This window comes from Arcticibacterium sp. (assembly GCF_055134445.1).
The window spans coordinates 1-8,753 of sequence record NZ_JBSRVI010000088.1; the positions used below are offsets into that span (position 1 = coordinate 1).

10 protein-coding genes are annotated in these 8,753 nt (G+C 35.6%); 4 read left to right on the forward strand and 6 right to left on the reverse strand.

Going from position 1 to position 8,753, the window contains the following annotated elements:
- The first annotated feature begins 308 nt into the window (after positions 1-308).
- Complete coding sequence (locus tag ACTBZY_RS11980) at positions 309-1,220, forward strand: hypothetical protein (protein WP_463046581.1); 912 nt, start codon at positions 309-311, stop codon at positions 1,218-1,220.
- A gap of 78 nt (positions 1,221-1,298) precedes the next feature.
- On the forward strand, positions 1,299-2,846 hold the full coding sequence (locus ACTBZY_RS11985; protein ID WP_463046582.1) for an IS1182 family transposase: 1,548 nt from the start codon (positions 1,299-1,301) through the stop codon (positions 2,844-2,846).
- A 126-nt stretch (positions 2,847-2,972) separates the two neighbouring features.
- Here the strand turns inward: ACTBZY_RS11985 and ACTBZY_RS11990 are convergent, their stop codons facing one another.
- Positions 2,973-3,491 carry a KdsC family phosphatase gene (locus tag ACTBZY_RS11990; RefSeq protein WP_463046583.1) on the reverse strand — a complete coding sequence of 173 codons (519 nt, stop codon included), beginning with the start codon at positions 3,489-3,491 and terminating at the stop codon, positions 2,973-2,975.
- 111 nt (positions 3,492-3,602) lie between these two features.
- Positions 3,603-4,049 carry a peptidoglycan-binding protein LysM gene (lysM, locus tag ACTBZY_RS11995; RefSeq protein WP_463046584.1) on the reverse strand — a complete coding sequence of 149 codons (447 nt, stop codon included), beginning with the start codon at positions 4,047-4,049 and terminating at the stop codon, positions 3,603-3,605.
- Between the two features lie 139 nt (positions 4,050-4,188).
- Between lysM and ACTBZY_RS12000 the strand changes: the two genes are divergently transcribed.
- Positions 4,189-4,710: a nuclear transport factor 2 family protein gene (locus tag ACTBZY_RS12000; protein ID WP_463046585.1), complete on the forward strand. Its 522-nt coding sequence runs from the start codon at positions 4,189-4,191 to the stop codon at positions 4,708-4,710.
- A gap of 4 nt (positions 4,711-4,714) precedes the next feature.
- Here the strand turns inward: ACTBZY_RS12000 and rfbA are convergent, their stop codons facing one another.
- Genes rfbA through galE form a run of 3 tightly spaced genes read right to left on the reverse strand, consistent with a single transcriptional unit; the run spans position 4,715 to position 7,667 of the window.
- Positions 4,715-5,575 carry a glucose-1-phosphate thymidylyltransferase RfbA gene (rfbA, locus tag ACTBZY_RS12005; RefSeq protein ID WP_463046586.1) on the reverse strand — a complete coding sequence of 287 codons (861 nt, stop codon included), beginning with the start codon at positions 5,573-5,575 and terminating at the stop codon, positions 4,715-4,717.
- Positions 5,576-5,601: 26 nt separating this feature from the next.
- Complete coding sequence (gene rfbB, locus ACTBZY_RS12010) at positions 5,602-6,654, reverse strand: dTDP-glucose 4,6-dehydratase (RefSeq protein ID WP_463046587.1); 1,053 nt, start codon at positions 6,652-6,654, stop codon at positions 5,602-5,604.
- Positions 6,651-7,667, reverse strand: coding sequence for a UDP-glucose 4-epimerase GalE (galE, locus tag ACTBZY_RS12015; protein WP_463046588.1), 1,017 nt, complete (start codon positions 7,665-7,667; stop codon positions 6,651-6,653). Before galE ends, rfbB begins: the two co-directional genes overlap by 4 nt.
- Before the next feature lie 93 nt (positions 7,668-7,760).
- On the opposite strand from galE, the gene ACTBZY_RS12020 reads away from it, so the two are divergent.
- The gene (locus tag ACTBZY_RS12020) at positions 7,761-8,597 is read left to right on the forward strand and encodes a transglutaminase-like domain-containing protein (RefSeq protein WP_463046589.1); all 837 of its coding nucleotides are present in this window, start codon (positions 7,761-7,763) and stop codon (positions 8,595-8,597) included.
- 4 nt (positions 8,598-8,601) lie between these two features.
- Here ACTBZY_RS12020 and ACTBZY_RS12025 read toward each other — a convergent pair whose 3' ends face one another.
- Positions 8,602-8,748, reverse strand: a complete 147-nt coding sequence (locus ACTBZY_RS12025; RefSeq protein ID WP_463046590.1) for a DUF5694 domain-containing protein — start codon at positions 8,746-8,748, stop codon at positions 8,602-8,604.
- Positions 8,749-8,753 lie beyond the last annotated feature (5 nt).

Below are 8,753 nucleotides of genomic sequence, written 5' to 3' on the forward strand. Positions count from 1 at the left end.
TGAGATTTTAAGCTTTCTCCAATATTAACACCTATGGCATAACTCAAAGAATCTAATTCTGAATTTAATTTAACCTGTGCGTTAGAAAACACGCTTTGAAATAAAAAGAATGTTACTAATAGAACTACGAGTGGTTTACTCATTTTAATAATTGAATTGGTTTATTTTATTTTTTGAATCTATAGATTTACTATTACTTAACACAATAAATGGCCTAAAAATTACGCTATCACAAAAATACTTTTAAGGTATTCATTAACATTTTGGTACAGTTTTTGAAATTTCTTAATCAATACAAATGCAAATTCATGATAAAATCAATTTTAAGTTTTCCTGTGCAAGTGTTTCAGTATATCTCAAATACTTTAACTAAAATTAAAACGACTAGCAAGAACCCCTTACAGCTAAATGTTCTTTCTTTCAGGAGTTTAATTAACGCTGTAATAGTAGCTTCTGTTATATATGCCTTGTACTACTTCATGGAGCCATTTGGCATAAAAGAGTATGCATCGCAAAATAAAACATTGCTCCTTATCATCTCTGCTTCCGCTGGGTTTTTAGGCTTTCTAATTGCAGATTTCTTCCTTCCAGCCATATTTAGGAGCTATTTTAAGATTTCAAAATGGAATATTTCAAAAGAAATATCACTCCATATATTGAGGTTTTTCTTTGTGGGTTTGCTCGTAATGGTTATAGGAAATCAAACAGGATTAACAAATTTTAACTTACCGCTCTTTCTTTTGCAGTTTACTGGCATTGGTGGACTTATAGGAATTGTTCTTGCTTTCACCAGAGAAAAATTCCTCAGAAATCTTTTCCAGACAAAAGCTGATGCCGTGAATGAAAGAATTCAAAACTATACCCCAATACAAAACAATGGAAATGCATTTCCAGTTATGGTATTCTCAGGGTCAAATGATAAAGTTAGTTTAGTACCAAATCAGCTTATTTCTGTTAAAATGGATAAGTATAAATCTGATTTAGTTTATCAAAATATTATTGGGACAGTAAGCAAAACATTAGATATAGCCTCTACCGATGTTCTAAAAGAAATATCTTCTTATGGTCAATTTATACAGTTAAGACAAAATCACTTTGTGAACGCTCAAGCTGTTTATAGAGCAGAAGCCAATGCGGCAGGATATTTTGTGCATATAGCCAAGTACGCTCACCCTATGAGCATTCCTAAAAAGTATCAAAAAGTGTTAGAAAAAATATAATTTCTTGTTGTCACAGTAGAAAGAGGCTGTCTCAAAAGGGTGGCCTCTTTTTTATGGATTTTTTTGTAACTTCCTAATATGAAAAAAGGAGCAATCAAGAAGGCGGTCTTTAAGGATTATGATCCTAGTCAGCTATCGCTTCTTCCTCCATCGTTAAATGAATTAATTCCCGAAAATCACGTGGTTCGTTTAGTTCAAAGAATCATAGATGAGATAGATATTGATTCATTGTTTAAGCGTTATCAAGGAGGCGGAAGTTCGTCATTCCATCCGCGGATGATGTTAAAAATTATTGTTTACGGTTATTTGAGTAATATTTATTCCTCCAGAAAAATAGAAGAAGCCGTTAGCAGTAACATTCACTTTATGTGGTTAGCTGGTATGCAACGTCCCGACCATAATACCATCAACCGCTTTAGGTCAGAACGTCTAAAATCTGTTTTGAAAGAAGTCTTTGGTCAGGTGGTTTTATTAATGACCCAACAAGGTTTAGTTAGTCTGAAGACGGTTTATATCGATGGTACCAAAATAGAAGCCAATGCTAACAAATACACTTTTGTATGGGGTAAATCAATCAAAAACAATAAAGAGCGAATAAAGTCTCAATTAACAGACCTTTGGAATTATGCCGAAAGGATAGCTTCAGAAGAACTAAAAGATAATTCTCCAAGTACTTTTGAAAAAGTAGAAGCTGGAAAAGTAGAACAAACCATCAAAGAAATCAACACCGCTCTAAAAGGTAAGCAGATAGACCCTAAGGTAAAGCAAAAGCTAAACTATGCTAAGAAGAACTGGCCAAGTAATCTAAAGAAATACGAGCAGCAGGAAGAAGTTTTAGGAGACAGGAACTCTTATTCTAAGACAGACCCAGAGGCTACTTTTATGCGAATGAAAGACGACCATATGCTAAATGGTCAGCTCAAAGCAGGATATAACTGGCAAATAAGTACTTGTAATCAGTGTATTCTAAACTACGACATTTACCAGTACACCAATGATATTTACACCTTACCGCTGCACCTAGAAAGCTTCAAAGCTCTCTATAAGACGCTTCCAGAAGAAGTAGTGGCTGATGCAGGATACGGCTCAGAAGAAAACTATCAATACTTAGAGGACGAGCAAATTGAGGCTTACGTAAAGTTCAATTACTTCCATAAGGAGCAAAAGGCTAAAGGAAAGATTAAAGCTCAAGACGCCTTTAAGCAAGAGCATCTTTATTATGATAAGCAGGAAGATTACTTTATCTGCCCAATGGGTCAAAAAATGGAAAAGACTCACGGGTCTCCCAAAACCAAGAAATCGGGTTACCAGCAATTAGTTAGTTATTATAGAGCTAAAAACTGTGACGGCTGTCCACTAAAAGGAGCCTGTCATAAAGCACAAGGAAATAGAATAATACAGCGTAATCATAATGCGGAAAGATTAAAAAATAAGGCTAGAGAAAAGCTGCTATCAGATGAAGGGCTCAGGCACCGTTCTCAAAGACCAGCTGATGTAGAAGCAGTGTTTGGGAACATTAAACACAACAAAAACTTTAGAAGATTTATGTTGAGAGGAAAAGAAAAGGTCCTCATTGAAACAGGATTGCTCGCCATAGCCCATAATATCAAGAAAATGGCCAGTTAAGGGTCATTTTGACTCTTTTTTGTCCAAACTTTACCGCTACCTACAACATCAGAGAAATTACTAAGACCATTTTAAAAAAAATAAGGCTGCCACACATTTTAAAGTGAGATAGCCTCTTTCTTTTGTTTAAAACACTTTCATCCACTTTCCTTGTACCTTCATTACCAATTTTATTACGTCTCGTACCGCTCCGGCTCCTCCATTAAATGGCGATATGTAGTCTGCTATTTCTATTACCTCAGGCTCCGCATCCGCAGGACAGGCCTTGAGTACGTTCCATCCTTTCATTAAAAGTAAATCTGGAATATCATCTCCTATGTATAAGACTTCTTCAGGCTTTAAAGACCAATCCTTTAATAGTTTTTCAAAAACCAAAGGCTTGCCGTCTGTATTTACAGAAAGATGTATTTCATGAATACCCAAGCCCCCTAACCTTGTTCTAATATTTTCTTGCTTGCCGCCAGAAATTACGGCTGTTTTATATCCCGCTTTAATGGCCATTTGAACGGCATAGCCGTCTCTAACATTAAATACCCTGTCCACACCCAAATCTGTAACAATAAGCCTAGCGTCAGTGAATACACCATCCACATCAAAGACAAAGGTCTTTATTTTAGAAATCTTACTTCTTAGTTTTATATCCATAGCCACAAATATGACATTTTAATCGCTTATTCTTAAATTACATTTCACACTCATATACAAAAAAAGGTCGCCTCAATCGTGAAGCGACCTTTCTTTAAAATAACATTAATATTAATCTTCCAAAGCTGGGATTCTTAACACTTGACCTGGATATATTTTATCAGGATGGGACAACATTGGCTTATTAGCTTCAAATATCACAGGGTATTTCATGGCGTTGCCATAAAAAACTTTAGCAATTTTACTCAAAGAATCTCCTGAAACTACCGTATGAAACTTAGCTTCTTCTTTTGGCACTTCAACTTCAAGTAAATTATTCACAGAAGCTACTCCTTCTACGTTTCCAACCGCAATAGCGATCTTCTCAGCATCCACTTGCTCTGCCACCAAGCCCTCCAGAGTTACTACATCATCAGAAACTTTTACACTTAATTTCTTAAAAGGTAATGCTAAACCTTGAACGTGTGCTAGCAAAGCAGCCGCCTTTACTTCAGGTTCTTTCGCAGTTGAAGGAAATATTTTTTCACCTACGCCTTTAAAAAATGACATCAATCCCATAGTTTTTTGAATTTAGATTTATTAGTTTGAATATTACAAATATAAACTATTAGACGACAAAAAAAAGTTTGGTCACTGTAATCTCAATTGAAATATCGAAGTTTAACAATTCGTTATAACCCCTATAAAAAGAAAGAATATGAAAAACCTTAAATTCATCATTGTATTACTATGCTGCTCTACACTTTCTTATGCCCAAAGCGATGAAGAAGGTATTCTAACTGCTGTCAACGATTACCTTAATGGCGGCACGAATGGAGACGTTTCACAATTTAAAAATGCCTTTGTTTCAGATGCTATCCAGCGTTCTATAGGTAAGAATGGAGCTGTCATAGGTATGTCCGTAGAAAATTTAGCTTCTAAGATTACACCGGGAAAAGCCATGTCTAGAGAAACGAGCATCCTTTCTTGGAGCTATGCTGGAATCGCTGCTACAGCCATCACTGAAACGGTATATCCATCTTCTAAAATCATTGACTTATTGAATCTTTTAAAGATAAACGATGAATGGAAAATAGTCAGTAGGGTATATTCTAGAATTGAATCTGATGAGGATCTAATTTCTTCTGCCGCAAACAACAAACCATCAAAAACTACAGCTACTGCAGCCAAACCTGCTGTTAAGAAGAAAGTTCAGGCTGTAGTAGATGATGGATGGTGAGAAATTAATTCAGAATATTCAGAAGATATTGTCCATAACCGGACTTCACTAAAGGTTGAGCAATATCTTCTAATTGTTCTTTAGAAATAAAACCCATTCTATAAGCCACCTCCTCTATACTTCCTATTTTTACTCCTTGGCGTTCTTCTATTACCTGAACAAACTGTCCAGCCTGCATTAAAGAGTTAAAAGTGCCTGTATCTAACCATGCAGTACCTCTATTCATAACACCTACATTAAGCTTACCTTTTTCTAAATAAACCCTATTAATGTCTGTAATTTCTAGCTCGCCTCTTGGAGAAGGTTCTATGTTTTTTGCAATTTCCACCACACTATTGTCGTAGAAATACAGCCCAGGCACGGCATAATTACTCTTAGGCTTTTCTGGTTTTTCCTCAATAGATACCGCTCTGAATTCTTCATCAAACTCCACTACACCATATCTTTCAGGATCATGCACTCTGTATGCGAAAACAGTCCCTCCATCTGGTTCTGCACAAGATTGTAAGAGTTTGCTTAAACCGGAACCATAAAATATATTATCCCCAAGAATAAGAGCTACGCTATCCGTACCAATAAAATTTTCACCAATAATAAACGCTTGGGCCAAACCATCTGGACTAGGCTGCTCTGCATAGCTTAGCTTGCAACCAATCTGAGAGCCATCGCCCAATAATTTCTCAAAATGTGGGAGGTCATGAGGTGTAGATATAATCAAAATTTCCCTTATGCCAGAAAGCATCAAAATAGACAAAGGATAATAAATCATTGGTTTATCATACACTGGCATGAGTTGTTTACTCACAGCTAGTGTTAAAGGGTGCAAACGTGTTCCAGAACCTCCTGCTAATATTATTCCTTTCATTATTTCAATTTAATAGTGTTGATGAATTAGTTATACATTTCTTCATAATACTTCTGATAGTCACCAGAGGTAATATTTGAAATCCAATCCCAGTTATTTAAATACCATTCTACCGTTTTATCCAGCCCTTCTTCAAAGGTAACAGAAGGTTCCCAGCCTAATGTATTCATCAGCTTGGTGGCGTCTATGGCATACCTTAGATCATGACCAGCTCTATCTGTCACATAAGTTATTAATGCTCTAGAACTGCCCATTTCCTGTCCTAATTTCTTATCCATGGTGTCACACAAAAGATGTACTAAATCAATATTAGTCCACTCGTTATTCCCACCTATGTTAAAGGTCTCTCCCACTGCACCATTATGATAAATCATATCAATAGCTCTAGCATGATCTAAGACATAAAGCCAGTCTCTCACGTTTTCACCTTTTCCATAAACAGGTAAAGGCTTCTTATTTTTAATGTTATTAATCATCAGCGGAATCAATTTCTCAGGAAAATGATTTGGCCCATAATTATTAGAGCAATTTGAAATGACTACTGGTAAACCATAAGTACTGTTATACGCTCTTACAAAGTGGTCAGAACTTGCTTTTGAAGCAGAATATGGAGACCGAGGGTCATAGCTGGTATCTTCAAGGAAAAATGTTTCAGGGTCATGCAATTCACCATAAACTTCATCTGTAGAAACATGGTAGAACAACTTATCCTCAAAATTACCTTTCCAACTATTCTTTGCCGCGTTTAGAAGATTAACTGTACCAATGACATTAGTCATCACGAAAGCCATTGGGTCCGTTATAGACCTATCTACGTGAGACTCTGCCGCTAAATGGACCACTCCGTCAAAGGCATACTTTTCAAAAAGACTATCGATGTAACTCGCATCCACAATATCTCCCTTTTCAAAAATATAGTTTGGAGCATCTTTCAAATCTTTCAAATTCTCAAGATTACCAGCATAGGTCAACTTATCAAGATTAACAATGGTATAATCTGAATATTTATTCACAAATAATCTGACTACATGGCTACCAATAAATCCAGCTCCACCAGTTATTAAAATACTTTTACTCATTTTTGTTTAGCTAGTTTGCACTCCCACCTCCATGCATCTTTTAATGCATCTTCAAGAGTTTTTTCAGTTTTCCAGTTTAATACTTTATTAGCTTTAGATACATCACCGTAGATTTTAATGGTATCACCGTCTCTTCTATCTCCGATCGTATAATTAAGTTTTAAATCATTAACTTTTTCAAAAGTCTTAACCAATTCTAAAACGGAATTACCTTCTCCTGTTCCGATATTAAAAAAGTCGAAGAAGTTATCCGGAGCAACATTTAAATATTCAAATGCTGCTACATGGGCTTTCGCCAAATCCACCACATGAATAAAATCTCTTACATTCGTTCCATCAATGGTATCGTAATCATCTCCAAAAATTGTCAAACTTTCTCTCAAACCTATAGCTGTCTGAGTGATATATGGCACTAAGTTTCCAGGAACACCACTTGGCAACTCCCCTATCTCGGCAGATTCGTGTGCTCCTACAGGATTAAAATACCTCAAAGCTACAAATTGAAAGTTTCCACCTGAAATTACGGCATCTTTTAAAATATCTTCTCCTATTGATTTAGTATTACCATATGGCGAGGTGGCAGGCTTTCTTGGAGTTAATTCTGTAACTGGCACTTCATCTGGCTCACCATAAACAGTACAAGAAGATGAAAACACCAACTTAGAAACCTTATGAGATTCCATAACCCTAATCAACTTGATGAGAGAGCCTAAGTTCATTTCATAATACTTTAAGGGGTTTTGAACAGATTCTCCCACAGCCTTAGCGGCCGCAAAATGAATTACGCCATCAATCTTATGTTGTTCAAAAACATTATTTAAGAAGGATTCTTCATTACAGTCTCCTTGTATAAAATCCACATCATAGCCGATAATATTCTTCAAACCAGCCAACACAGACTTATTTGAATTACTAAAATCATCAATAATAATGGGCTTGTGACCAGCAGCCACTAATTCAACAACAGTATGAGAGCCAATAAAACCAGTACCACCAGTTACGAGTATATTCATTAAAAAAACGTTTTGGCAAAAATAGGAAAGTTTTGAAATTAAGTTTGTTGTTTTCCGAAGACTTACTAAATTTCATCATCTAATAATCAGCTTATGTCAGAAAATGAAATCAACGCCCTAGTATCTCTCCTAGAAGACTCCGACGAAGAAGTTTCTTATCTAGTTGAAAAAGAGATCAAAAACCTCGGAGACGAAATTATTCCTTTTTTGGAAGAACATTGGGAAAAGAATACGCTTGACTCCCCAATTCAAAAAAAAATTGAGGACTTAATTCATGAATTGCAGTATGAGAATTTCTCTAGCCAATTATTGGAATGGAAAAAGTTCAGAAAGCATGATTTGCTAGAAGGGATGTGGCTAGTAGCCAAATATCAATACCCTGACCTTCAGTTTGAATCTTTAAAAATGGAAATAAATCAAATATACTTTGAAGCTTGGCTCCAACTTAGAGATGAAATGCATCCAGACGATTCCATTAAAATTCTTAATCATATTTTCTTTGAGAAATACAAATTCTCTGCCAATACCAAAAACTTTCATTCCCCATCCAACTCCTTAATAAATCAAGTTTTGGAGACAAGGAAAGGCAATCCTATTTCTTTATGCGTAATATACCTTTTGGTGGCTCAGAGGCTAGGCTTACCAATTTTCGGTGTCAACCTGCCTAGCTTGTTCATTTTAACATATAAGTCTTCCAACCTTAAATTCTACATCAATGTATTCAATAAAGGGCTAATTTTCTCAAAGGAGGATATTTCAGCTTACCTAAAACAAATGAAAATTGAAGAACAAGAAATGTTTTACGAACCTTGCTCAAATATTGAGATTGTTCGCCGTTCATTGCTAAACTTAATGGTGTCGTTTAAAAAGAATGCAGAATCTCAAAAAGTAGAGGATATTAAGAACGTGTATGATCAACTGTTGGATTAAAATTCTAATTCAGAATTTCTTTAACCTTTACGATATTAAAAACAGGATGACTCTTTAGAAGATCTGTGAGGATTTGGGCATGTGCCGCACCAAAAATTATCAAAATCTTCTTATCTGTCCTTTCTAGTTTACTGTAAAGGTTTTGAAGAATTTTAA